This window comes from Echinicola jeungdonensis (genome assembly GCF_030409905.1).
GTDB classification, from domain to species: Bacteria; Bacteroidota; Bacteroidia; order Cytophagales; family Cyclobacteriaceae; genus Echinicola; species Echinicola jeungdonensis.
In genome coordinates this window covers 2,538,174-2,563,041 of the sequence record NZ_JAUFQT010000001.1, presented here as the reverse complement: position 1 = coordinate 2,563,041, position 24,868 = coordinate 2,538,174, and the positions used below count along the sequence as shown (strand labels likewise).

The 24,868-nt window shown below is 39.9% G+C and carries 18 protein-coding genes; 5 read left to right on the top strand and 13 right to left on the bottom strand.

Annotated features, from left to right (window positions below):
* Positions 1–180 precede the first annotated feature (180 nt).
* Positions 181–495, bottom strand: a complete 315-nt coding sequence (locus tag QWY93_RS10570; protein WP_290248213.1) for a carboxymuconolactone decarboxylase family protein — start codon at positions 493–495, stop codon at positions 181–183.
* Positions 496–835: 340 nt separating this feature from the next.
* Here QWY93_RS10570 and QWY93_RS10565 point away from each other — a divergent pair, with 340 nt between their 5' ends.
* From QWY93_RS10565 to QWY93_RS10545, 5 genes are all read left to right on the top strand, one after another.
* Positions 836–1,156 carry a GYD domain-containing protein gene (locus QWY93_RS10565; RefSeq protein ID WP_290248212.1) on the top strand — a complete coding sequence of 107 codons (321 nt, stop codon included), beginning with the start codon at positions 836–838 and terminating at the stop codon, positions 1,154–1,156.
* A gap of 365 nt (positions 1,157–1,521) precedes the next feature.
* On the top strand, positions 1,522–3,939 hold the full coding sequence (locus QWY93_RS10560) for an aminotransferase class I/II-fold pyridoxal phosphate-dependent enzyme (RefSeq protein WP_290248211.1): 2,418 nt from the start codon (positions 1,522–1,524) through the stop codon (positions 3,937–3,939).
* Between the two features lie 361 nt (positions 3,940–4,300).
* Positions 4,301–5,932, top strand: a complete 1,632-nt coding sequence (locus QWY93_RS10555; protein WP_290248210.1) for a peptidase domain-containing ABC transporter — start codon at positions 4,301–4,303, stop codon at positions 5,930–5,932.
* An 11-nt stretch (positions 5,933–5,943) separates the two neighbouring features.
* Complete coding sequence (locus QWY93_RS10550) at positions 5,944–7,320, top strand: HlyD family secretion protein (protein ID WP_290248209.1); 1,377 nt, start codon at positions 5,944–5,946, stop codon at positions 7,318–7,320.
* Positions 7,321–7,329: 9 nt separating this feature from the next.
* Entirely contained in the window at positions 7,330–8,760 is a 1,431-nt protein-coding gene (locus QWY93_RS10545; RefSeq protein WP_290248208.1) for a TolC family protein, read from the top strand.
* Between the two features lie 205 nt (positions 8,761–8,965).
* On the opposite strand, the gene QWY93_RS10540 is transcribed toward QWY93_RS10545, so the two are convergent.
* From QWY93_RS10540 to QWY93_RS10485, 12 genes are all read right to left on the bottom strand, one after another.
* On the bottom strand, positions 8,966–12,421 hold the full coding sequence (locus QWY93_RS10540) for a DUF8818 domain-containing protein (RefSeq protein WP_290248207.1): 3,456 nt from the start codon (positions 12,419–12,421) through the stop codon (positions 8,966–8,968).
* A 438-nt stretch (positions 12,422–12,859) separates the two neighbouring features.
* On the bottom strand, positions 12,860–16,570 hold the full coding sequence (locus QWY93_RS10535; protein ID WP_290248206.1) for a sensor histidine kinase: 3,711 nt from the start codon (positions 16,568–16,570) through the stop codon (positions 12,860–12,862).
* An 82-nt stretch (positions 16,571–16,652) separates the two neighbouring features.
* Complete coding sequence (locus QWY93_RS10530; protein WP_290248205.1) at positions 16,653–16,901, bottom strand: hypothetical protein; 249 nt, start codon at positions 16,899–16,901, stop codon at positions 16,653–16,655.
* A 19-nt stretch (positions 16,902–16,920) separates the two neighbouring features.
* Positions 16,921–17,475: a DUF420 domain-containing protein gene (locus QWY93_RS10525; RefSeq protein ID WP_290248204.1), complete on the bottom strand. Its 555-nt coding sequence runs from the start codon at positions 17,473–17,475 to the stop codon at positions 16,921–16,923.
* Positions 17,462–18,130, bottom strand: coding sequence for an SCO family protein (locus QWY93_RS10520; RefSeq protein WP_290248203.1), 669 nt, complete (start codon positions 18,128–18,130; stop codon positions 17,462–17,464). Before QWY93_RS10520 ends, QWY93_RS10525 begins: the two co-directional genes overlap by 14 nt.
* Positions 18,131–18,203: 73 nt before the next feature.
* Positions 18,204–18,533, bottom strand: coding sequence for a cytochrome C oxidase subunit IV family protein (locus QWY93_RS10515; protein WP_290248202.1), 330 nt, complete (start codon positions 18,531–18,533; stop codon positions 18,204–18,206).
* A 20-nt stretch (positions 18,534–18,553) separates the two neighbouring features.
* A complete protein-coding gene (locus tag QWY93_RS10510; RefSeq protein WP_290248201.1) occupies positions 18,554–19,324 on the bottom strand; it encodes a cytochrome c oxidase subunit 3 in 771 nt (256 codons plus the stop codon).
* Between the two features lie 25 nt (positions 19,325–19,349).
* On the bottom strand, positions 19,350–19,931 hold the full coding sequence (locus QWY93_RS10505) for a cytochrome c oxidase subunit 3 (RefSeq protein WP_290248199.1): 582 nt from the start codon (positions 19,929–19,931) through the stop codon (positions 19,350–19,352).
* Positions 19,931–20,836: a heme o synthase gene (gene cyoE, locus QWY93_RS10500; protein ID WP_290248196.1), complete on the bottom strand. Its 906-nt coding sequence runs from the start codon at positions 20,834–20,836 to the stop codon at positions 19,931–19,933. The genes QWY93_RS10505 and cyoE overlap by 1 nt, the downstream gene beginning before the upstream one ends.
* Complete coding sequence (locus QWY93_RS10495; RefSeq protein WP_290248194.1) at positions 20,833–21,915, bottom strand: COX15/CtaA family protein; 1,083 nt, start codon at positions 21,913–21,915, stop codon at positions 20,833–20,835. Before QWY93_RS10495 ends, cyoE begins: the two co-directional genes overlap by 4 nt.
* Positions 21,896–23,788, bottom strand: coding sequence for a cytochrome c oxidase subunit I (locus tag QWY93_RS10490; protein WP_290248192.1), 1,893 nt, complete (start codon positions 23,786–23,788; stop codon positions 21,896–21,898). Before QWY93_RS10490 ends, QWY93_RS10495 begins: the two co-directional genes overlap by 20 nt.
* 29 nt (positions 23,789–23,817) lie before the next feature.
* The gene (locus tag QWY93_RS10485) at positions 23,818–24,846 is read right to left on the bottom strand and encodes a cytochrome c oxidase subunit II (protein WP_290248190.1); all 1,029 of its coding nucleotides are present in this window, start codon (positions 24,844–24,846) and stop codon (positions 23,818–23,820) included.
* Between the last annotated feature and the right edge of the window lie 22 nt (positions 24,847–24,868).

Genomic DNA, 24,868 nt, shown 5'->3' with positions numbered 1-24,868 from the left:
CAGGGTCGTTATGGCGGCCCCATTAAAAATTTCAGTTGTTAGGAACATCACAAATGCCCCAACATTAAAAGTCCGCATTGCAAATGCGGACCAGCCATCGAATCCGGATCAGCCCCAATTTTAATTCAGGGACAGCCGGACAATTTTAAAATCTTACAATTTTTCCAATCTCAAAATCCTTTATTCTGAATCCAAAATGTCGTTTACCCAGGTCATGGAGGCCATCATGGAAGGCATACCCAGGGTGGGAAGCATCAGCAAAACTGCGTGCCTGATTTCTTCTTTGCTACATCCGGCATCCAAGGCTTTTCGGGTATGAGAGTGCACCGCGCCCTCCTTTTGGGCACCACAGGATATACCCAATTGGATAAGCTCACGGGTTTTCTTGTCAATGGGTCCGGCTTCATGAACAGATTTGCCTAAGGAAAAGTAGGCCTGACTTACTTCAGGAAAATCTTCTTTAAAATCGATAAATGGTTTTGGTATCTTTGGCATAATGGTAATTGGTTATTACTTGTGTTAAGTTATAAAAATTACTTAATAAGTTGAACAGCAAAATAGGAATTGGTTTTTAAAGGAAAGGTGAAAATCAGTTTACTTTATTAATACCCAAAGCACTAGTCCCTAAAATCAATTTAGAATTTCAATAGAAAATCCAATTTCAACTTTTATACCTTTTAGGCTCCCTTAATAAATAATCAAAACAAATTTTTGCTCCTGGAATCCGGACATCTTCCAACCCACACAAAAACCATATCAACTTTCTCTTTTACAGTAAGTTAACAATAACTAAATTTACTTATACTCGATACCCTAAACCCTAAACCCTAAAAAAATGGCAAAGTTTTTAATTGAGGGATCTTACAATCCGGAAGGTGCCAAAGGCTTAATGAAAGATGGAGGCACAGGCAGAAAGGAAACTGTTGAGAAAATGGTTACAGGAATGGGAGGCAAAATAGAAGCGTTTTATTTTGCTTTTGGCCAACATGATGTTTATGTCATTTGTGATATGCCTGACGCAGTGACCGCATCCGCAATCGCCATTGCAGTGAATGCTTCAGGTTTAGTCACCATCTCAACAACGGTACTTCTTACTCCAGAAGAAGTGGACCAAGCGGTTAAAAAATCAGTCAATTACCGGCCTCCAGGAAAATAGGATTTTCCATGTAAGCAGTTTATTTTCTTAAGGCCCCGTTTGAAACGGGGCCTTTTTTAGGTCCCCATTTGAGCTCTGTTTAATCCCCAGGTTCAAGGTAATTGATCATTCTTCCCTACAATTTCCCAAAATTATTCTCTGCTATCCAAAAACTAACAATTCAATCTCCCTAGTAAAAAGCACTGATCATTGATTTTTTAGTATATTTGAACACTCAATTTTTAATCAACTTTGTTTTTCAACACTTACCCCATGAATATCAAACCTTTTTTCAGGATTAATTCATAAAAACAAATTCACACCCCTTGTTTTTAAACCAGTCACTTTAATCAAGCATAATTTCCAACTAACCCCATATCAAAACCATGATTGACACTTTGAATCAAATCGTTGAAGACGGTTTTAGAAGAAAACTGGTCCATAACTATACAGAGGATGAACAATTTGAAGAGACCGGGAATGTCACTATAGAAGGTACTGGCCTGGTCAATTTTGGTTCTTGTAGCTATTTGGGTTTGGAAAATGACCCCAAACTCAAAGAGGGAGTGGTTCATGCCGTCACCCAATATGGTACCCAGTTCTCTTCTTCCCGAACTTACCTTTCTATCGGTCTTTACCTGGAACTGGAAACCCTTTTACAACAAATTTTTAAGAAGCCGTTGATTGTCACCGCCAGTACCACCTTGGGCCACTTGGCCGCCATTCCTGTTTTGGTAGGGGAAAAAGATGCGGTGATCATCGATTTACAGGCCCATTCCAGCATCCAAATGACCATTCAGCAACTAAAGGCCAAAAAGATCCCCATTTTTGTTATCAAGCATAATAGCATGGAGGCTTTGGAAACCAAAATCCAAAACCTGAATAATAAGTATGACAAAATTTGGTATTTCGCCGATGGGGTTTATTCCATGTATGGTGATTATGCATCTTTTGGGGAGTTGGAAAAATTGCTGAACAAATATGAAAAGTTTCACCTATACATTGATGATGCCCATGGCATGGGTTGGACGGGTAAAAATGGTTGTGGGGTAGTTCGAAGTAAAATGGCCCATCACGAAAAAATGGTTCTAGCCGTTTCTCTAAACAAATCCTTTGCTGCTGCTGGTGGATGCCTGGTTTTCCCTAATAAAGATTTGGAAAAAAAGGTGCGTAATTGCGGGTCCACCTATATTTTCTCTGGCCCCATACAGTCACCCATGTTAGGAGCAGCCATTGCCTCGGCTAAGCTTCATTTATCCAATGAGATCAATCAAAGACAAGGCCACCTTAAAAAATTAATTGCTTATACGAATAAGCGATTGGATGAACTGCATCTTCCGCAATTTGAAAAAGGAGATAGCCCCTTATTTTTTATTCCCGTAGGCTTGCCCAAAATTAGTTATGACATCATCAGCCAAATGAAGACGGATGGTTTTTATCTTAATACCGCTTCATTCCCCGCTGTTCCCATGAAAAAGAGCGGTATCCGTTTTATGATCAATAACCGATTGGGCAAGTCGGAAATCGATGCCATGCTCTGCCAATTGCAGAAAAATTATATTAAGGTGATTACTGATGCAGGGAGTAGCTGTGAAGAAGTGGCCAACAATTTTAATATTCCCACCTTTGATATACCTGTTGAAATTTCCTCACCCCATGGCCTCAATGAAGGCCCCAGCCTTGTCCCCATCCTTCACCGCAGCATTTTGGAAGAAAACAAGGAGGAATGGGAGGCCATTTTCCTCAATAATGGCACCCTCAATTACGACAATGTCACATTGGTTGAGAGGACGTTTTCCCAACAAAACATACCTGAAAACAACTGGGAATTTTATTATTTTACCATCAAAGATCAATCAGGAAAAACTATTTTAAAAACATTCTTTACAGTATCTCTGACCAAGGATGACATGTTCTCTTCAGGCCAGGTTTCTGAAAAGGTAGAAAAGGAAAGATTACACTCTCCCTATTATCTGACTTCCAAAAGTGTAATCTCTGGTAGTTTAATCACCAAAGGGGATCATATTTTTATTGACTATGAACATAAAAGCTGGAAAAGGGCTTTGGAAATGCTGGTGGATAAAATGAACCAAACCCTTACACAAACCCAAGCCACCAAAATCATGTTGCGGGATTTTTATGGGGAACAAGACCTGGAATTGAAAACCACCTTGTTGGAATTGGGCTTTACCAGCTTTAAGCTACCCAACAACCTTATCCTTAATTCCCTGGACTGGGATTCTACCGAAACTTATCTACAAAGATTAAATCAAAAGTACCGCTATAATGTCCGAAAGGAGATTTTAAAATTCGAACAAAGGTTTATTTTAAAATTTGAAAAACCCAACACAGAGAAGGAGTTATTAAAATACTACCAACTTTACGAACAGGTTTATCATAAATCCTATGATTTCAATGTCTTTAAACTACCCCTAGATTATTTCAAAGCCATGGTGGACAATTCCCACTGTGATTTTATCCAGCTTTATCTAAAACCTGAATTTTCTCCGGAAAACAATATTGAGGAGCCGGTTCTTGTGGGGGTAATGTTTAGTCAGGTCAATCAGTCACTTTATAATGCTTTAATTGTGGGATTGAATTATGACTTTGTTTACAAGCAAAATACTTACAAGCAAATTCTTTATCAAACTGTCCAAAGAGCCAAACAGCTTGGGTGCCAAAAATTGGATTTGGCCTTTACTGCAGAGCTTGAAAAGAAAAAATTGGGGGCACGCCCAATTGATGTTTATGCATATGTGCAATCAACCGAGCATTATAATTTCAATGTATTGGAATCATTGTAATTTTAAAGGAAGTATTTATTTTTCTTCTTTGACCAATTTTTGAAACGAGGACTAAAATACCCAGTCAATGTTAAGGCTATAAATCATTTCCCATAAAATTAAAAGATGCAATGCATTTGCCCAACTCAATTGTCCGCTTTGCAAATGGAGACCAAAGAGTTGGGCAACAAACCGATTTCTCTCCATTTTAAAAACTTTACAATTTCCCAATCCTTAAATCTTTCAATAATAAACGAAACATTTTTTTCCCTTTGCCAGTTATAAAGTGGAAAAACCTTCTATCCGGTATTAACTCGATTATTTACCCAAATAAGGCAAATTTGCTATTTTTGCTCTTGAACTGACTTTCAAAGAAATCTTTATGGCCAAAATTTCTCCCTTGAGCAGGTTCTGGGGCTTGCTCAAAATATATAAACCGGAAATCCGGCAGATTTATTTTTATGGTGTTTTGATTGGTTTGGTTAACCTCTCCTTACCTCTGGGCATCCAAGCCATCATCTCCTATTTACAAACAGGTGAACTTTCTTCCTCTTGGGTAATCTTGGTAGGAATTGTATTAATGGGAATTGCGGTTTCAGGTACTTTTCAGGTAATGCAATTGAGGATAGTGGAAAACATCCAGCAAAACATTTTTGCGCGGTCCTCCATGGAGTTTGCTTTCCGTCTTCCTCGCATCAATGTCCAACAACTTGACAAAATCCACGCACCCGAACTGGTCAACCGTTTTTTTGATACCCTGACTATTCAAAAGGGGCTTCCAAAAATCCTTATTGATTTTTCCTTGGCCTCTTTTCAGATTATATTTGGGATGTTGCTTCTAGCCATTTACAGCCCTTATTTTATTGTTTTGGGTTTATTTTTATTATTGGTTTTATGGCTAATGGTCAAGTTTACCGGCCCCCAGGGTTTGAAAACCAGTATTTCGGAAAGCAAATACAAATACCAATTGGTACATTGGCTTGAGGAACTGGGCAGGACCCAGCGAAGCTTTAAGGTGAGTTCAAAAACCAATTTTCACCTGAGGAAAGCGGACGATATCACTTTGGATTACCTCAAGCACAGGGAATCACACTTTAAAGTTCTCCTATTGCAATTCAAGTCCTTCGTCAGCTTTAAAGTCTTGATTGCTGCCGGACTTCTTATATTGGGTGGTATTTTGGTTTACCAGCAGCAATTGAACATAGGGCAGTTTGTGGCAGCGGAAATTGTCATCATTTTGATCATCAATTCCGTTGAAAAGCTTTTAAGGGTCTTGGATTCCATTTATGATGTATTAACTGCTTTTGATAAAATCGGTTTTGTTACTGATATGAACCTAGACCAAAATGGGGGCAAAAAGACGGTGACACCCGAACAAGCCTCCACTATTGCCCTCACCAAGGTCAATTTCAGCTATCCTGATAATAAGGGAAAAGTATTGAAAGACCTTACCCTTTCCATCCCCTCGCAATCCAGGGTTATTTTCCGTGGAAAGTCAGGAGGAGGGAAATCCACCTTACTACAGGTAATTGCAGGGATTCTTCCCGTAAGTTCTGGGGATATCTTACTCAACGGGGTCCCTTACCACAATTATGATAAGGAAAGCTTTAATAGCAATGTAGGATTGGTCTTTGAATCCAATCAGATATTTGAGGGCACCATTAAGGAAAATATTACCTTGGGAAGGGAGGTGGATGAAAACTATTTTAAAGAAATTCTCGATGCCTTGGAAATCTCAGATTACATCGGACAACAAGCCGATGGCGTGGAGACTTTAATGGACAGTGGGGGCAGAAGAACCCCCAGAAGCATTGGCCAAAAAATCCTTATTGCCAGGGCCATATGCCACCAACCGGGTTTATTGCTTTTGGAAAACCCTCTCCAAAACATTCCCAAAGAGGAAACTCATGCCATCATTGATTATCTGACGGATCCAAAACATAATTGGACACTGGTGGTCATCGCAGATGATGATTACTGGGTAGAGAAAAGCACCCAAGTCATTACCCTTTAAATTCCATAAAAATGCTCAATATTTCGAAAAACAGCATTTCCAGGTTTGTCCAAAAAAGTGACTACAAATCATTTAAACTGCTTGATCAGCCAAAATATTTCCGGTTTTCCAGAAAAATCTCAGGCATATTTATTGTCCTGATCATCATTTGCCTTTTTCTTCCCTGGACCCAAAACATTCAATCCAATGGGTATGTAACAACTCTAATGCCTAAACAAAGACCTCAAGCCATTCAGCCTGTCATCTCTGGCAGGTTGGAAAACTGGTATGTTAGAGAAGGTGAATTTGTTGAAAAGGGGGATACAATAGCCTATATGAGTGATGCCAAAAGCGAATATTTTGACCCCAACCTTTTGGAAAGGACCCGGGAACAATTGGAAGCAAAAAGCCAAAGTATCCTTTCCTATGAGGATAAAGTATCCGCTATTTCACAACAATATCAAGCGCTTTCTGAAGCCCTTCAACTAAAAATCAAACAGACCAGGAACAAGATATTGCAGGCCCAAAACAAAGTTAAGATGGATAGCATGGACTTAGTGGCTTATCGTACCAACCTGGAAATCGCAAAAAATCAATTGGAACGGACTAATGAACTTTACAACAAAGGCCTGAAATCGCTTACTGACCTGCAGGAAAAAGAGCTAAAAGTTCAGGAAGCCCAAGCCAAGGTCACTGTCCAGGAAAACAAACTGATCAATCAAAGGAACAGCCAGGACAATCTTCAAATTGAGCTTTCCTCGGTAGAGCAGGAATATAGGGATAAGCTAAGTAAATCCCAGTCTGATCAACAATCTGCCTTATCAGGTAAGTTGGATGCCATCGCCAATGTTTCTAAACTTCAGAACCAGTTGAGCAATTACCAAAAAAGGCATCAACTTTACCATATTACTGCACCACAGTCCGGATATATTACCAAAACCATTACCAAAGGTATAGGTGAATACGTCAAGGCAGGAACTGATATTGTTACCATTATGCCTTCGAATTATGAATTGGCGGTAGAAGTTTATGTAAGACCCAGGGACCTTCCCTTGATCCAGCGGGGCAACAAAGTTAGACTTCGTTTTGACGGGTGGCCCGCCATTGTGATCAGCGGTTGGCCTGAAGCCTCCACGGGGGTCTTTACAGGAAGAGTTTTTGCCATCGACCGGTTTATCAGTGAAAATGGACACTACAGATTGCTCGTCGCCCCTGACACTGAATCCAGAAAATGGCCGGAGGATTTAAGTGTGGGAACCGGCGTTAGCTCCTTTTTCCTATTAAGTGATGTGCCTGTTTGGTATGAACTCTGGAGGTTGCTCAATGGCTTTCCAGCTGACTATTACCGCAACGAAAAGGAAAAAACCAAACAATTGAAATTTAAAGCACCTATCAAGTCTGTCAAATAATCCCCTTTGATGAAAGCAGTTAACAGCCGCATATTGATCAAAATCCTTACTCTTGGTCTTAGTTTTCAAGCACTTCCCTTTTTGGCATTGGCCCAAACAGACAGCACGGATGTCATAAAATATGACCAGTTTATCCAGCAGGTCCTCCAGTATCACCCCAAATCCAAACAAGCTCAACTTAAGGATCAGGAAGCGCGGGCAGTCTTGCGAAGTGCTAGGGGGAATTTTGATCCTGTTTTATCCTCTAACCTGGATCAAAAACACTATGATGACAAATTATATTACCGATTGTTTGAATCTGAACTGAGACTTCCCACCCGTTTAGGAGTGGATTTGGTAGGTGGATTTGGAAAATCCTCCGGGCAATATATCAATCCTGAGCACCGAACTGGAAGTGCAGGATTGATCAATGCAGGAATTGAAATCAATGTCCTGCAGGGTCTGCTCATGGATGAAGGAAGAACTGAGCTCAAAAAAGCAAAAAGTTTTCAGGAACTGGCACAAAATCAGCAAACCAACCAACTCAATGAGTTAATCTATAAAGCCACAGAAGCTTATTTGGTCTGGCAAAGGGCATATTCATCCATGGAGGTGGTCGAAGAAAGCATCCAGATAGCCCGGGAATATTTTGAAAACACAAAAATCTCCTTTTTTAATGGTGAAAAAACAGCCGTTGATACCCTGGAAGCTTATATCATCTTACAGGACCGACAAAACCTCCTGCAATCCACATCCGCTTCACTGGTAGAGGCAGAACAATACCTTGAAAACTATCTTTGGGAGGAAGGAAATCCCAATATTTTAGATCCATCCGCAACTCCCCAAAAGGTGGATGAAAAATTATTTGTATTGGATGAAGCTGACAGGTACGTGGATTCCCTTCAGAACCACCCATTAATTCTGGAAAAGGTCAATCAAAAAAACATCTATGAAGCTTCAAGGAGGCTAAAAAGGGAAAAACTTCTCCCCAAATTAAAACTCAAATACATGCCCTTATTAACTCCTTCCGAATCGGGGGAATGGCCATCTTACACCCGTTCGGATTACAAATGGGGCTTTTCTTTTTCCTTTCCCCTGTTAATCCGGAAAGCCAGGGGGGATTATCAGCAAAGTGCGATAAAGGTGCGCAATACCCAGTTGGAAATCGATAATAAAAGGAATGAACTTTACAATTCTGCCATCACCAGCCTCAACCAATTGGACCTTATCCGGAACCAGGTAGTCCGGCAAAAACAAAATATCAAGGGGTATGCGGCACTTCTGGAAGCTGAAAATGAAAAATTCAATTTTGGGGAAAGTTCCGTTTTCCTGATCAACAAAAGGCAGGAAAAACTTCTGGAAGGCCACCTAAAACTAATCGACCTCCACCTAAAAATGCAATTGGTATCCATGAAATACCTTTATTACACCAATAACCTCATGGAACAAGTAGAAAATTAGACGATATATAGACCTTGGCTGCAACAAGGCTTTAAGGAACTGGTGCAAGTCTCCCGCTTGTACCAAACACCCTAAATTCTCCTGAGCTTCCTAGCACTGTCTATTTATGGGCATTGAAATTGCAGACCATTATCCCAATTTCGGAATACAGACTGACCCTTAGAGGCTGCCAATTTTCTAATATTTCAATTTTTCAATCTTAAAATTAAAATAAGGCTGAAACCTGCATCCTTCCCGTATGTACCAACCTGTTTAATCCTTCCGAATCACGGCCCTCATAGCTTAGGTTGAGTTGTAATCCTTCCCCTATCTTTTGGATCCAATTGATGCTCCAGGAAATATTACTGCCAATGGTAAGTGCTTCCAGCATTTCGTAGCCTACTGGTGAATTAGGTTCTCCATTATATTCGATTTGGGTGTATTTGAGCAGGGCATTGATGGTTGTTTTGATAGCTTTGGCATATCGAAGCTCCCAGACGAGTTGGTGAAGACGAGCATTTTCCTTAAAGTTCTCATTAGCCAAATTTATTTTGTGGGAAAAATTATAAGAAGTTCCTGTTCTGAAAAATGAGGTTGGCTGCCAAGTCAACTCCGGCCCCATTTTCCATTGGTCAATTTGATAATTCCTGTTGTTTAAAAAATCAGATGCTGCACTACGTTCACCATTTTCTACACTCAGCCGAAGGTTCCATTGTGCATTAAAATTCACCCGGGTATTTAGTTTCCAATCTTTTTGTCCGGCTTCCTCAAAGCCTCCTGTCAAAAGCTGTTTGCTGGTGCTATTAAACAGGGAAAGGTCAAATCCATATTGGGCAGAAGAACGGTTAAAAAAAAAGGTCGAGCGGAGTATTTCCCTGAGGGAAATTAGTTCCTTATCAGCAACTCCCTTGGAAACAGGGCTCATCCTTTTCCAAAAGTCGGAAGCCGTAATTTTCTTTTCCACATTCCAGCTGGTCGTATTTGAAAACCGGCTTAAGAACTTTTTAAATCCCTTTCCTTTGCTCCAGTTATCTGGAAAACTGGCATTCAACCGATAATTGAACATCGTGGTATAGGCTTGAATATATTCATCTGTGGGGGTAAAAACTTTGATAAAATTCTTTTCTTCGGGATTGATGGCCAGATAAAATTCATTGAGCTGTTGGATGCCATCCTCATTATCATCCCTCCAGGTATGGGTCCCTTCTCCTGTGGGTACAGGAAGATAAACAAACTCTCGTTTTAGTTCCCTGCCATTTCCAATTGCATAAGTCAGCTCGTTCCGGACATTATGGTTCCAAAGACTGTTTTTATAATCCATCCTTCCCATCACGGTACTTTCCTGGGGCAATTCCCGGGACAAATGCTCCAGTTTTCTATAAGTAAATGTTCCTTTTAAATCGTGACTTCCCCATGCTTTTTCCCATCCATATTTGGTGGTAAAGGCTTTTGTTGCTGGAACCATCTGCCCACTTACAGGAAAACGGTCCTCCCTCCAGGAAGCATTGGCAAAGAAAGAATAGGATAAGGAATCATTTGAGCGTAGATAAAATTGGTGCTCCCTGAAATTCATCGCCGTACTTACAACCGAGTCGGTTTCTGCATTTTGATTTACATTCTTATCGATTTCAACTTTTATCCCCGGCACAAAAATTTTGGACACATATTTCCAATCCCCCTGGTATCGGAGCCAGTCGGTGTCAAGTCCTCTCCCCTGACTATTGAGCACAAAAAAAGACTGTTGGGTAAATATCCGATTACCCAATTGTTGGTGCAATTTGGCCCGGTGTTGCATTCCCTGCAGGACTTCTCCCCTATTTCTTAAATTGGCCTGGTATGAAGCCAAATTATGGGAATCTTTTTGGACTTCTACTTTGGCCATTCCAAGCCTCTCCCTTCCTGGCCCTGATACTTGAGAGGCTCCCACCCCCCAATCCCGGTCAAATTCAATATACCGCATCCTGTCGATAAAGGAAAAATGGGGAGAATTATACTCCCATTCGGTTTGGGCATGGAGGGTATAGCACTTTAACCAGGTGATTTTTCGACCTTCAGATTTTATTCCGGATTTAATGGCAAACCCCTTATCATCCTGACTGGCCAATTTAGAAAACAGATTGAGATCTTTGTCAGAAAAAGCCATTTCTGCATACCAACTTTCATATTTCCCCAATTCCAACTCACCACCAGCAGTGATCATCTGTTTTTTATTGGGAGCCGGCAATGGAGCATTAATGCTATAATTCCCCTGCGGAACTCCATTTACGGGGGGAACATATTCATATACCACTCCATTGGCCAATTGTTCTTTTCTTTGATAATGGCCATTTCCTTGCCCAACCTTGGAAAATTTCACCTCAAAATGGGCCTCCTCCGGATCGGTGGAGTATTCAAAATAAGCTTGGTCGCCCTCTTGGATTTTTCTGTACAGGATCCTTTTGTCATCATAGGCCAGGCTGTCTACTTGAGGAACTGCCGCAGCATTAAGGCTGTCACCTACAGAAGCCAACAACTGCTTTTCTTCATCTTCCAGATCATAAAACAAAGGTCGGTTTTTATTGTCCTGTTCCTTATAATAGTTTACATAAAAACTGGCCTTATCACTTTTTTGGATATGATTAGCCATCAAAATGGATCGTGAAAAATTTCTTTCTGCATATTCATAGTCCACCCTCACCCTTGAATATTGGGTAATCAGCACATTGGTAGTAAAGGTGATTTCCCCTTGATTGTAGTCGATCACATAGTCGTAATTAAACCCTCTTTTGAGTAATTGCCCATCCAAATACACCTTTTCAGAATTGGCCATAATGATAACAAACCGCTCCTGGCCTGGCCCTTGAATCCGATAGGGCCCCAAAACCCCTTCCAGCACTTCCAATGAAACAGAGGCAAACTTCCCCTTGGCTATGGATGCACCCAATTGGCTAGAGGCTTTCCATTTTTCATTGATTTCATAGTCAGTCGTCAACTGCAGACCCTGCACATTTTTGTAATAACGCAAAAATGAAGATTTCCGCTGTTGAAATACTACATCCCCTGCGGAAAGATTAAATTGATCATTGTACAGGTTGATCAATACATTGTCAAAGTCCTGCAATTGTTGGGTATTCCCTTCAGGTTGGAAAGGCACATTTTGGTCGGTAATGCTTGCATTGATGAAAAGGTCATCAGTAAGCTCCCCTTCCATTTGTAGATTCAAGGAGGAATTGACAAAAACATTTTGCGTATTTCCAAAGGAAATCCCCCGGGTCAAATTCCCCGTTTTATGAAGTTTGTCAGAGGGAAAAATTTCTTCCCGGAAGTCAAAAACCTCTCCGACCCTTTCCCGCTTATCATCGAAAAATGCCATTGAGTCATAATGATCTTTCAGGGTCCGGTTAGAAAAATTTTGATGGAGACTAAAAGAGAAGCGTTGATAACAAACTTCTACAGAATCTGGAAACTGGTTTTCAAAATGCTGCAAAATTAAATTACCGGAGCTAATCTGGTATTTCTGTAAAATATTATCCGGATGCTTTACCTGAATTGAAGATTCCAAAACGGTCAAGGAGTCCAATTGAACGGACACAGAATCAGATGTTATTTTAACCCATTTACAAATGGTTTCCTGGCCTTTAGCATGAAGGCAAAGACTGACCAAAATGGCCAAAACCAATAATTTCTTACTGAAACCATTCATATTAAAAAGCCTGACCTCTATTTTTTATTAAATTATCATATTCCTCAAATTGGATACTTTTATTTTAATGGGAAATTTTCCATGCAACTTTGAAACAGTATCAAGTACAAGGTACCATGTATAAATACATGAAGAAATGGCATTGGGTTAATAGGGCAACATTTAGTCAACACAACTTTTTTTATTTACCCACCCGGTTAATCTTCACGCATGACATTATTTTAATCTCCTCATTATTTAGTCGAATTTGGAGTAGGCATTTATTCAAAAACCAATGGTGTATAGAAAAATGAAAAAGATTGAAATTTGAATTTTTCAACCCTTTCATTTTATTTCATTATTCCTAACCATTGATACCTTGCTTTTCATTTTGGATATCATAACAGCTGATAAAATTTGCAAAGCATTAATAGGATAAACCTTCAAAATCTTCTCCTATTATTCCCCGATCAGTGGGAAAGCCAGGAAAAATGAAGTTCCTTTATCGAGTTCTGATTCAAACCAGATTTTACCTCCAGCGGTTTCCACCCCTCTCTTGGCAATAGCCAGGCCCAGGCCAGACCCATCTGACTTGGTACTGAAACTGGGGATAAATATTTTGCCTTTTAACTCTTCCGGAATTCCCCTTCCGTTATCTTTTACTTCCACCTGGGTCCATCCATCAGCAACGGATAAGGTAACCTCAATCAGTGGTTCGTTTCCCTCATCCACCGCTTGAATACCATTGATGATCAAATTAGAAATTACACGGCCAAAAAGTTTGCCATCCCCCATTACAGGCAATTTACCCTTTACATTTTTATGAAAGACTACTTTTCCTTTTTCATGGTTTTTAAAAAGATCCACAGCTTTGCTTACCACTTGCTTAAAGTCAAGTTCTTCATTTTTAGGAAGTGGCATTTTGGCAAATGTCGAAAAAGAGTTAGCAATATCACTCAAAGTATCCACCTGATGGATCAAATTATAAACCGGCCTTTTCAGGTATTTGGGATCATTCAGCTTGCCTTCTGATTGCAATCTAAGCAGGTGCTGAAGGGTCAGCTTCATAGGGGTAAGAGGATTTTTAATCTCATGTGCCACCTGTTTTGCCATTTCCTTCCAAGCAGATTCTTTTTCCTGTTTGGCCAGGACTTTTTTACTCTCATCCAGCTTAAAAAGCATATTGTTATATTCATTGACCAGCATGCCGATTTCATCCTTAATGGGCCAGTACATAGGCTCGTTGCTCTCCAAGCTGGTGGCTTTTAGCTTTTGGGTCAAAAGCTTGAACGGATCGGTAAGCCTTTTGGACACAAAATAAGCTACCACCAGAAAAAGAATAAATATAACTACAAAAATATTAATGATGGTACTGAAAACATCGGCAATAAGGACATTCAGCTCTTCCTCAGATTCAAAAAACGGAATGGCAATGATCCCCAAAGTATTCTGACTTTGAGTATCCCTGAGGGCAAGGTATACGGTCTTATATTTCAAATTGCCCACCTGTTCATCCAAAATCAACCGGTTGTTTTTGGCTTCCAAAATTTCAGCATAAGCTTTGGGGTTGAGGTATTGAGTTAATATTTTTTTGTCAAAAATATTGGGTTGGTTAGTGGCCATCAGTTTACCATTGGGAAAATAAACATTGATATCCGTTGCAGTGGTTTCGGCCAACCTATACACTTCTGCCAGAAAATCATCTCTATCCATGGTCCCCTTACTTTCTTCCTCCAGGTACTTGGTCAGGTTGTCTCTGATGATAGAAGCTTTTTCAAAATATTGGCGATGGAGATCCTCCAAATAGGAATTGCTTAGCAGACCAATGGCAATTACACTGATGATCAACATTGGAATAAAAAAGGCAAAATTGAGGTAAAATTGCAGTTTGGTTGCGTAATTAAACCGGACCTTACTTATACCATTTGCCAGCACATAAATTATTATAAACAAAAGGGTAAAAGCGATGTACCCCACAAAAAACAAGGATACATCCGCAAGAATATAATTGAGTGGGTAAATGGGGGAACTGATCAATATAATCCTGGACTGATTTACCACTCCAAAATGATGGTAATTATTCCGGAAAAGGCCGGTTGTATAGAGGTTATTATTATCCAACATACCATTTACTTCCGGGGCTCTATAATTGTAATTTCCTACTCCATACTGAAGCACCGAATCCCTGAATATGGCATAATCAAAACTCTTGTCGTATAAGTTTTCGGCATATTTCCTATCCAAAAGTAACTTGGGAAATACACTGGTGGAATGGACTCTTTGTTGAGTAAGTTCCAATAAGATGGTCCCTATGAAATCATCCCCTTTATTTAATGAAATAAAAGCATAAAAACGGTTGCCCTCAATGCCTTCATTGCCTTTTAAAAAATACAAATCCCGTACACTGGTGGCAAAGTCACTGTTCATGTATTTGAACCTATAATCATCCAGATTTTTTTCCCGGTCCCGGTGAAGGATTTCCTCCCCTTTGGGATTGAACACCAGAACTTTCAGGTCATATTGATCAAAGTAGTTGTTCAAGTGGATTTTCCTGATTTTTTGTCCGATGGGAATTTTTGACTGGAAGGGGGCCGTCATTTTATTTTTTATAAACAAATCTTCCCTGATCCTATCCATCACATCACTCAGTAAAAATTCTGCCATCACATCATTTTCCATAAGGACCTGATTGGCCAACTTGACCTTGGAACGTATCTCCTGTTTTCTAAAATCCTGATAAGAGGCTGCCCCTGTAATAATTGCACCTACCAAACACCCAAAGAAAAAGGTCAAAAAAGTATTCAAATGAAGCTTAAAGATATTGTCGTAAAGCTCGAAACTCACAATGGCTATCAATAGAATAAAATGTGCCAGAAAGACAATCAAATAAATAAAATCATAATATCCACTGATCAAAATAAATGGAACAGCAAATAATATCAGGATTTTAAGGGCATAGGTCTTTTTGGATTTACTTTTGTAAAAAACCAATCTAATGGCCATGATGGAAAAAAGCAGATACCCTGCTCCTCCTAAAAAAATGATAAACAGACTGATCCCTTTAAAATAATCAAAAGTTGGAATAGCCAGGATATTCAGATCCCATTGGGAATTGCTGGCAATATTAGTAAACAACTGAAAAAACAGGTATAAAAATACTGTAGAGAGGAAATAGGCTAACAAAAAAAACATCCAATCGTAATATCGTTCCCGTAATTTTCCAAACTGAATGAGCACCCTTTTCCTGCCCAACATGCTTATCAACATAGATAATATCACCAATGAAGCCATCACATTTAACAGCAAATCCCCCAAACTGGGGTTAAGCAGAGATGAAGCATAATTACCCGGGTCAAACAAAGGCCAATTGAAATAGTCTTGCGGAAAATTAAATACCAACATAATCCCCCGCACACTTACTACAATGATGGTGGTATATATCAAGGCCAATACCTGGAGCCCTTTTTTCCATATTTTGGCAACAAAATCTCCTCCCAATATGGTAACAAGGCCCAAAAGGGAAAAGAAAAACAATAATAGGGCAAAATTAGAGGAGTGACCTACCTGCCTGTAACCTGGCCGGAGGGAAACCGAAAAAAAATATTGCCCTTTTTCTCCCCTAATATCCCAATAATTATCCATGGGTTCCGAAGAAAGAATGAACCTGTCATTGCCAAAGATGGCAGGATTATGTCCCGATTGAAGATACTCATTATCTAATTCCACCTTATCGAAAAGGGAATACATTTGGACAAGCCAATAAACCTGGTTATTCCTGATCACCCTTCTTACCCTACTAAAATATGTTCCCTTATCATTATCAATCAATTGATATGACCTGTAATTATGATCAGTATGAAAACTATCAAAACTGGGAGTTACGGTCACATCCGACCAATAAACCAATTTTCCTTCTTCGCTAAAAAGGAAAAAAGGATGTTGGGACGAAAAGTTAAGGGAGCTAAAAGAAATTTGTTTATCCGGCCGGTTATTCATCAATAGCTGGATAAAGTCATCATCGAATTGATTTGCCACATTTTGGACCTTATCGGTAATCTGCGCTATGGCATTTTTTTCCGGATCCGGTTTATTCGATAAAAAGTTCACGGCCAATACGACCCCCAGGACCAAGATTGCAATGAACAGTATAAGCCTTTTTTTCTTTAGCATAAATCAGGGAGGAAACCATTAAAAGTAAAAAAGCAAAGTTTAAAATCAAACTTTGCCTTGTAGTAACCATTTGAGGTTGATCTCAAGCAATGCTTTTCTTATTCTTTTTGGAATGTCGGTACCACAATATCCCAATAATCAATGCCAATAAATAGGGGGCTGCAAACAAATACAAAATCCCCATATTTAGGGCAGCACCTACCGTGGTCTCCCCATTGCTCACATTGTTTTCCACTGATGCCCTGCACATAGCACATTGTGCCAATACCTGGAATTGGGAAACCAAATAAATTAAGCAAAACGCAAATACTGTTTTCAATAGCTTCTTCATAAGATTACCTTCTTAAAGCTCAGCCCACATAATAAGGGCTGATCATCCAATAAACCAACACCCCACTAATGGTAACGTACAACCAAATTGGATATGCATACCGGACAATTTTTCTATGCTTATCCAACTGCTGGGTATGGCCATAATAATAAGCCAATAGAATTGGAAATAAGGCTATTGCTGCAAGTATGATATGGGATAACAACAAAGTATAATATACCGGCCTAATCCAACCTTCACCGCCAAAGCTGGTACTTTCTGCGGATGCATGGTATATTACATAAGAAACCAAAAATATAGCCCCAAGTCCAAATGCAATGGACATAGACATCCGATGGTAATTTACTTTTTTATTCTTGATAAATATTAATCCTGCCACCAAGGCTAAGCTGGCCGTAAAGTTAATGACTGCGTTGAGGTGAGGAAGAAAATGCACCCATTCACTTGCCAGGTCTAACTTGGAGGGCATAAACAACAAAACTGCCACCACAACAGGGATTATTATAGAAATCCCGGTAATTAATCTATAAATTCCTTTATCCTGAGCCGCTACAGCCACATTACTCTTTATCATGCAATAAAATTTTTGTTTCCAGAATCAATAAGTCAATATCTTCCCTTTTAGTTCCACTATAATAGCCTCTGATACGGCCATTTCCATCTACCAATACAAATTTATCACTATGAATAAAATCTTCGGGATTCCCTTGACCATCGATTGTAGGAAGGACAAAACCGCAACGGGCCAATTGGTAGGTCTCCTTTTTTGGGCCATTCAAGAAAAACCACTTCCCAGGAGTCGCATCATGCTGTTCTGCATACTCACTTAAAACTTTTGGAGTATCATATCCAGGGTCCACACTGATGGAAAAAATCTGAACATCCTCTTCGTTCCTAAATGCATCCTGCACACGTTCCATCTCCTCGGACATTACAGGGCAAATGCTGGGACAACTGGTAAAGAAAAAATCAACTACTGTGATTTTACCATCCATTTGTTCCCGCCCAACATTTGAATTGTCCTGGGAAACAAATGAAAATTCGGGAATGGTATGTTGTTGCCCTTTGGGGTAACTACACTCACCCATGGGGTCAGTCACTCCATTTTCATAATAAACGGGGATATCATATTTGTTTTCCCCAAAATTCCTAAGAAATAAAATTATCAATACCGGCACCATTAAAATACATAACAGCACCATGGCTTGTAATCCTCTAATCATTTTCATCCCTCCCAAATATAAAAGTAGGTTGAAGCAACCACCCCAACCTACTTTTATCAGCACTATTTATTTTCTTCGATTACCATCTTAAAAGGAATATTTCAGCTCCTTCTTTTACCAGGGCCAACATCAGCCAAATCAGGAAAATCAAAGGCAGCATGATGGACCAAAACAAGGTTTTGGACTCATCTTTAAGGTGCATAAATTCCATGATTATATAGGCAGCTTTTACCAAGGTAAGACCAAAGAAAATGGCATAAAGCAAAATTCCTCTTTCCATGGTAAAGGCGAGTAAAAACTCAACCGCCGTTACTGTCAACAAGATCAAGGCAATCTTCCATATTTTCTTGATCTTTTCCTTATTCCGAGGCAAAACCTCCAGAGAACTTTTATTTTCTTGTAATGACATAACTTAAATATTTTCGGTGACTAGACCAGGTAAAAGAAGGTAAATACAAACACCCAAACAAGGTCTACAAAGTGCCAGTAAAGGCCAATTTTTTCAATCATTTCATAGTGGCCTCTTCTTTCATACACGCCTACAGCAGCTTGGTAAAAGCCGATGAACAAAAGCACAACGCCAATGGTTACGTGGAAACCATGAAAGCCAGTGATAAAGAAAAACAATTGTGCAAATGGTGCCGGGCCGTATTGATTTGCCAATAAATTAGCCCCATAAATGGTTTCAGTAACGGTTTCACCAAAGGAATTAACAAAGGTCATCACTGTCCCCTCGTCAGTGCCATGGATAAAGTGAGTCCATTCCCAAGCTTGACAGCTCAAGAAGGTGATACCACCTAGCATAGTCCAAAGCATCCATTTTACGACATCATTTCTGTCATTTCGATGGCCAGCTTCCACGGCCAATACCATGGTTACAGAACTCATGATCAAAATAAAAGTCATGATACCCACAAAAACCAAAGGAAGCTCTACTCCATGAAGAAATGGAACTGCATCGAAAATTCTCTCAGGAATGGGCCAATATTCATTTGAGCTAACAAAATCAGCACTTTTCCCATCAAAGTAAGGATAACTCATCCGGATTGCAGCATAAGTAATCAAAAAAGCCGCAAAAGTAAAGATATCAGAAAGTAGGAAAAACCACATCATGAGTTTTCCATAACTGGCCTTTAAAGGCGGTGTTCCTCCCCCCCAAAGTCCTCTTTTGGAGTTGATTTCAATAGCAGTCGATGACATATATTTTAGATTTAAGCGTAAATTTTCAATGATTCAATAACAAAAACATAAACAAATACAGCCAAAGGCCGCCAAGAAAATGCCAGTATGTTACGCACATTTCCATAGTATTCATCCTTTTTGAATGAATTTTATATCTAAAGGACGAAATTAATACAATAATTAGAAATATCACACCACTAATAAGGTGAACAGCATGTAATCCAGTCAAAACATAAAGAAAGGATCCTGCCGGATTTCCAACAAAGTAAACATCCCGGTCCACCAAGGCTACCCAGCTGTACCATTGCCCCACTAAAAAGGCCAGGCCAAATATACTGGTTACCACTAAGGCCAATTTCAATTGCTGTAATTGATCCTTTCTTGCTGCTGTATATGCCCAATGCATGGTAAAACTACTCACCAAAATAATACCTGAAGTAATCCAGAGTATTTGGGGCAATTCATAATCCAACCAATTCCCTTCAGCCTGCCTTACAATAAAAGCACTGGTCAAGGCGGCAAAGATCATCACCACACTGACAATAAACAGCCAGAGGGCAAATTTTTTGGGGTTCATGGCAATGGGCTGCTCGGCCCCTTCGGTAAAGGCTAATTTTTCTTCCATTATGCTACCTTGTCAAGTAAATAAGCAATCTGCACAATTGGCAAATACAAGAAAGAACCAAACATGATTTTCAATGCAGATTTTCTGGAACAATCCCGCATCAATGAAAATGTTTGGGCCAGAAATAACACGCCACAAATGGTGGCAACAATTCCAGAATTTAACCCTGTCAAGCCAAAATAACTTGGCAATAAACCTAACGGCAATAAGAAAAGGGTATAAATCATTATCTGGATGGCGGTATTAAGATCCTTTTTCCCTCCTGAAGGCAAAAGCTTGAATCCTGCCTTTTTGTAATCCTCATCACTCACCCAGGCAATCGCCCAAAAATGAGGGAATTGCCAGATAAATTGGATCCCAAAGATTATTAAGGCTTCATAGGTGATCTGCCCGGTTGCCGCAGTCCAGCCCAACAAAGGAGGCATAGCGCCTGGTATGGCTCCAACAAATACAGCTACAGGCCCTACCCTTTTCAATGGCGTATAAGCAAAAACATATAAGATCATGCTCAATATGCCTAGGCCTGTAGTCAAAGGGTTGGTAAAAAGCCATAATATGCTAACCCCTAAAATGGCTACAATGATGGTAAACCACTGGGCTTCCTGTATGGAAATGATTCCTAATGGAAGAGGACGGTTTTCCGTTCTCTTCATTAATTTATCATATTCAATTTCAAGGATTTCATTGGCTGCTCCGGAGGCTCCACTGATAAGAAACCCTCCAATCATCAATGCCATGAAATTCCCCCAGGAAAACAAGAAACCGCTGTCCCCAAGGATAAAACCGAAAACGGCCGAAAAGGTTACCAATGCAGATAACCTGAATTTTATCAATTCATAGTAGGCTTTCGCCCGTATTAAAAGCCCCTGAAAAAAGGAAGCTTCAGTTAAATCTAATGTTCTCATGAAGAAGAACCCTTTATTTCTAATTTTCTCTGATCGTTCAACAGCAACAAAACAACAAATTGCACCCCAATTATCAGGGACCCTACCAATAAATGAATGGGTTGTAAAAAGGCTGGAATGCCAAAATACCCCATCCCTGCCCCTGTAATGATTTCAGCCAAAATCAAGAGCAACAATACCTGAGTCCACTTGAAAATCCCGGTTTTCCTTTTGGCATTCTTATAAACCAAATACAGGAAAACCAGATGCAAACCTAACAACACCAAGGAAAAGGATCTGTGGATTAGGAATTTCATTCCCAAATGTTCTACCCATTCATTCCGAAATAAATTTCCAAATTGAAGGGCTATTTGATCCACCTTTTCCCTAACCTGCGTGCCCCAAACCACCTGTATAACCATCAATATAAATCCCAAAGCCAACAAACCCATTAATGTCTTTGGTTTGTCTGTTTTCACAACCGGCTTATGGGACAATTGATAAGTCCTGAAATGTACATATAAAAGCAGGCAAACGATCAATAATGCCAAAATCATATGTACCGTTATCATCCATTGCAACAGGTTGGTGGAGACTACTATACTCCCTATCCAGCCTTGGAAAATCACCAAAAGTAGATTTAAAAAGGCCAAAATTGGAAGCCATGGATCAAGCTTCTTTAGGGGAAGAGAATAGATAAAGGTGAAAATCACCAAAATCCCTATCACTGCCCCCGTCAACCTGTTCAAGTATTCAATCCAGGTTTTGGTAGCATTGAACTCACCTTCTATGAGTATCGATTTGTCCTGCTTGATTTGTTCGGCTTTTTTATCAAAACCGAGACTGGAAAGCAGGGCTACAAACCTTTGGTTTTTGTCAACCCTTTTTTGAAGGTATATTTCCTGATAATTTTCGGGCAATTGGTTTACCTCAGTTGGAGGCACCCAGTTACCAAAACATTTTGGCCAATCGGGGCAACCCATCCCGGAACCTGTGCTCCGCACAATCCCCCCAACCAATATCAGGAAATAAACAGCTATCACAGTGATCAAACTGATCCTGCGAAAGCTGCTAATATTTTTAAGATTCTTTTGATTCATCGGCCACTAATACATGCCCTTCTTCTGCCATTATCTCTCTTTCTAATTTCACTTGCTCACTTTCATGTGGCAAATTGGATTCTGGAGTGGAAGACAAAGGCACAGTTTGAGGGATATAATCCTCTTTTGATCCAGGCTTAGAATAATCATATGGCCATCTGTAAACAGTTGGAATTTCACCTGGCCAGTTTCCGTGACCGGGATGCAATGGTGTGGTCCATTCCAATGTATTGGATCTCCAAGGATTTAGAGAAGCCTTCCTACCTCTGTACATGCTGTAGAAGAAGTTGAAAAGGAAAATAAACTGGGCACCAAAGGTGATGATTGCCGCAATGGACACAAACATATTCAGGTCAGTGTACATGTCAGCAAAATTAAAGTTGGTCCAACTGTAATATCTTCTTGGGAAACCTGCAATACCGATGTAGTGCATTGGGAAGAATACCATGTAAACTCCGATGAAGGTTAACCAAAAGTGGATGTAGCCTAATTTGGCATCCATCATCTTTCCGAACATTTTTGGGAACCAATGGTAAACCCCTGCCATCAATCCAAAGAAGGATGCAGACCCCATTACCAAGTGGAAGTGAGCAACTACAAAGTAGGTATCGTGTAATTGAATATCAACTGCGGAATTTCCCAGGAAAATACCAGTCAAACCACCGGAAATAAAGAAAGATACCAAACCTATGGAAAACAACATGGCCGGAGTGAAGACCAAATTACCTTTCCATAAGGTTGTCAGATAGTTAAATACCTTCACGGCAGATGGTACAGCAATGATCAAGGTCAGGAACATAAATACAGATCCCAAGAAAGGGTTCATACCTGAAACAAACATATGGTGTGCCCAAACCACAAAAGACAAAATAGTAATGCCTAACATGGAAAGGATCATTGCTTTATAACCAAATATCGGTTTTCTTGAATTGGTGGAGATAACCTCAGAAGTAATACCCAAAGCAGGCAACAATACAATATATACTTCAGGGTGCCCAAGGAACCAGAATAGGTGTTGGAAAAGAACCGCACTACCTCCAGTATTTGGAAGGGCTTCACCGCCAATATAAATGTCAGATAGGTAGAAAGAAGTGCCAAAACTTCTATCAAATACCAACAACAAAGCAGCAGCAAACAATACTGGGAAGGACAACAAACCGATTACCGCAGTAAGGAAGAATGACCAGATGGTCAGTGGCAATCTGGAAAAAGACATTCCCTTGGTTCTAAGGTTAATTACAGTAGTAATATAATTGATACCTCCAAGCAACTGGGAAGCGATAAAGAACACCATGGAAACCAACCAAAGGGTCATACCCAAACCTGAACCGGGGATAGCTTGTTTCAAGGCAGACAATGGAGGGTAAATCACCCAACCACCACCGGCTGGTCCTGTTTCAATGAATAATGAAATGAACATGATCACACCGGCAACAAAGAAGAACCAATAAGAAAGCATGTTCATAAAACCGGAGGCCATATCCCTTGCTCCGATTTGTAATGGAATCAAAAAATTGGAGAAAGTACCACTCAAACCTGCGGTCAATACAAAGAACACCATGATGGTACCGTGCATGGTCACCAAGGCCAGGTAAAAGTTCGTATCCAACGCACCGGATTCATCAATCCATCCGCCCAGAATAGGCTTAAGGAAAGACATGTCCATATCAGGGAAACCAAGTTGGAGCCTAAAAAGAATGGATAAAAAACCACCCAAAAGCGCCCAGAAAATCCCTGTCACCAGGAATTGCTTTCCGATCATTTTATGATCGGTACTGAAAATATATTTAGTGATAAAATTATCACTATGCGCATGATCATCGTGATGCTCATGCGCGGTAGTACCATGTGCTGATATATTAGCTACTGCCATAATTTTTTTATTATATCTAATTGTATCTACTACTCACCAATTTGAATCTTAGCTAATTCTTTCACATCAGCAGGAAGATCAGCTATCAACGCAGGGTCCTGCTCAATAAATGTTTGTTGCTCAGCAACCCATTTTTGGAACTCAGCAGGCTCCACCACTTCAATTTCTTTTCTCATGGAAAAGTGACCACCGCCACATACTTCTGTACAGGCAATTTCGTATACAAATTCTTCATCCCCCAGTTCTTCTCTCATCTCCTGGGTTGTTTTGGTTGGTGTGAACCAGAACCTGGTAGGCATTCCTGGTACAGCATCCATTTTTAATCTCATATGAGGGGCAAAGACAGAATGAAGTACATCCCTGGAACGGATCTTAAAAAGAACAGGCTCGCCTTTGGGGAGCACAACTTTTTGTGCTGGAAAATCATCCAAAGATTTTTTATCCGTAAAATCAATCCCTCTGGAATTGGAAGGATCTATTAGACGGTAATCATAGCTGCCCAATTGATTGTCTTTACCAGGATAGCGGATATCCCAAGCAAACTGGTACCCCATCAATTCTACTACATGTGCATTTTCAGGGGCAGGAGAAGTGATGTCCGTCCAGGCTTTCCAACCTGAAACAATCAATAAGGTAAGTACCACAGCTGGCACCAAAGTCCATACGATCTCCAATTTGTTATTTTCAGGATAATAGGAAGCCGTATTTTCCTCTTTGTATTGGTAGCGATAGCTGAACCAAAAAAGCAGGATATGGGTAATGATGAATACAATACCAGTGATGGCCATTGTAATCCAAAATAACCTATCCGTCACTACACCGTGTTCAGAGGCAATTGGCAGTTGATAATTGTCAAATTCTACAATGGAGTACCAGAACATCAAGGCACCTGACCCCAGAAGAAATAATAAAAACAGGGCTCCATTCACTTTGTTGCTTCCAGAAGCAATTTTCTTTTCAGAACCTTTGACTACTGAAACTAAAGTCTGTATCCTGTAAACCATCCAGATGATGGAAACCAACAACAGAATACCTAATGCTATAAGAAATCCGTACATAATTTTATTTTTTTCGGATAGG

What these genes read in the sequence shown, in the direction of transcription:
- QWY93_RS10570 (WP_290248213.1), bottom strand. Translation starts at nt 495, where the DNA reads ATGCCAAAGATACCAAAACCATTTATCGATTTTAAAGAAGATTTTCCT.
- QWY93_RS10565 (WP_290248212.1), top strand. Translation starts at nt 836, where the DNA reads ATGGCAAAGTTTTTAATTGAGGGATCTTACAATCCGGAAGGTGCCAAA.
- QWY93_RS10560 (WP_290248211.1), top strand. Translation starts at nt 1,522, where the DNA reads ATGATTGACACTTTGAATCAAATCGTTGAAGACGGTTTTAGAAGAAAA.
- QWY93_RS10555 (WP_290248210.1), top strand. Translation starts at nt 4,301, where the DNA reads ATGGCCAAAATTTCTCCCTTGAGCAGGTTCTGGGGCTTGCTCAAAATA.
- QWY93_RS10550 (WP_290248209.1), top strand. Translation starts at nt 5,944, where the DNA reads ATGCTCAATATTTCGAAAAACAGCATTTCCAGGTTTGTCCAAAAAAGT.
- QWY93_RS10545 (WP_290248208.1), top strand. Translation starts at nt 7,330, where the DNA reads ATGAAAGCAGTTAACAGCCGCATATTGATCAAAATCCTTACTCTTGGT.
- QWY93_RS10540 (WP_290248207.1), bottom strand. Translation starts at nt 12,421, where the DNA reads ATGAATGGTTTCAGTAAGAAATTATTGGTTTTGGCCATTTTGGTCAGT.
- QWY93_RS10535 (WP_290248206.1), bottom strand. Translation starts at nt 16,570, where the DNA reads ATGCTAAAGAAAAAAAGGCTTATACTGTTCATTGCAATCTTGGTCCTG.
- QWY93_RS10530 (WP_290248205.1), bottom strand. Translation starts at nt 16,901, where the DNA reads ATGAAGAAGCTATTGAAAACAGTATTTGCGTTTTGCTTAATTTATTTG.
- QWY93_RS10525 (WP_290248204.1), bottom strand. Translation starts at nt 17,475, where the DNA reads ATGATAAAGAGTAATGTGGCTGTAGCGGCTCAGGATAAAGGAATTTAT.
- QWY93_RS10520 (WP_290248203.1), bottom strand. Translation starts at nt 18,130, where the DNA reads ATGAAAATGATTAGAGGATTACAAGCCATGGTGCTGTTATGTATTTTA.
- QWY93_RS10515 (WP_290248202.1), bottom strand. Translation starts at nt 18,533, where the DNA reads ATGTCATTACAAGAAAATAAAAGTTCTCTGGAGGTTTTGCCTCGGAAT.
- QWY93_RS10510 (WP_290248201.1), bottom strand. Translation starts at nt 19,324, where the DNA reads ATGTCATCGACTGCTATTGAAATCAACTCCAAAAGAGGACTTTGGGGG.
- QWY93_RS10505 (WP_290248199.1), bottom strand. Translation starts at nt 19,931, where the DNA reads ATGGAAGAAAAATTAGCCTTTACCGAAGGGGCCGAGCAGCCCATTGCC.
- cyoE (WP_290248196.1), bottom strand. Translation starts at nt 20,836, where the DNA reads ATGAGAACATTAGATTTAACTGAAGCTTCCTTTTTTCAGGGGCTTTTA.
- QWY93_RS10495 (WP_290248194.1), bottom strand. Translation starts at nt 21,915, where the DNA reads ATGAATCAAAAGAATCTTAAAAATATTAGCAGCTTTCGCAGGATCAGT.
- QWY93_RS10490 (WP_290248192.1), bottom strand. Translation starts at nt 23,788, where the DNA reads ATGGCAGTAGCTAATATATCAGCACATGGTACTACCGCGCATGAGCAT.
- QWY93_RS10485 (WP_290248190.1), bottom strand. Translation starts at nt 24,846, where the DNA reads ATGTACGGATTTCTTATAGCATTAGGTATTCTGTTGTTGGTTTCCATC.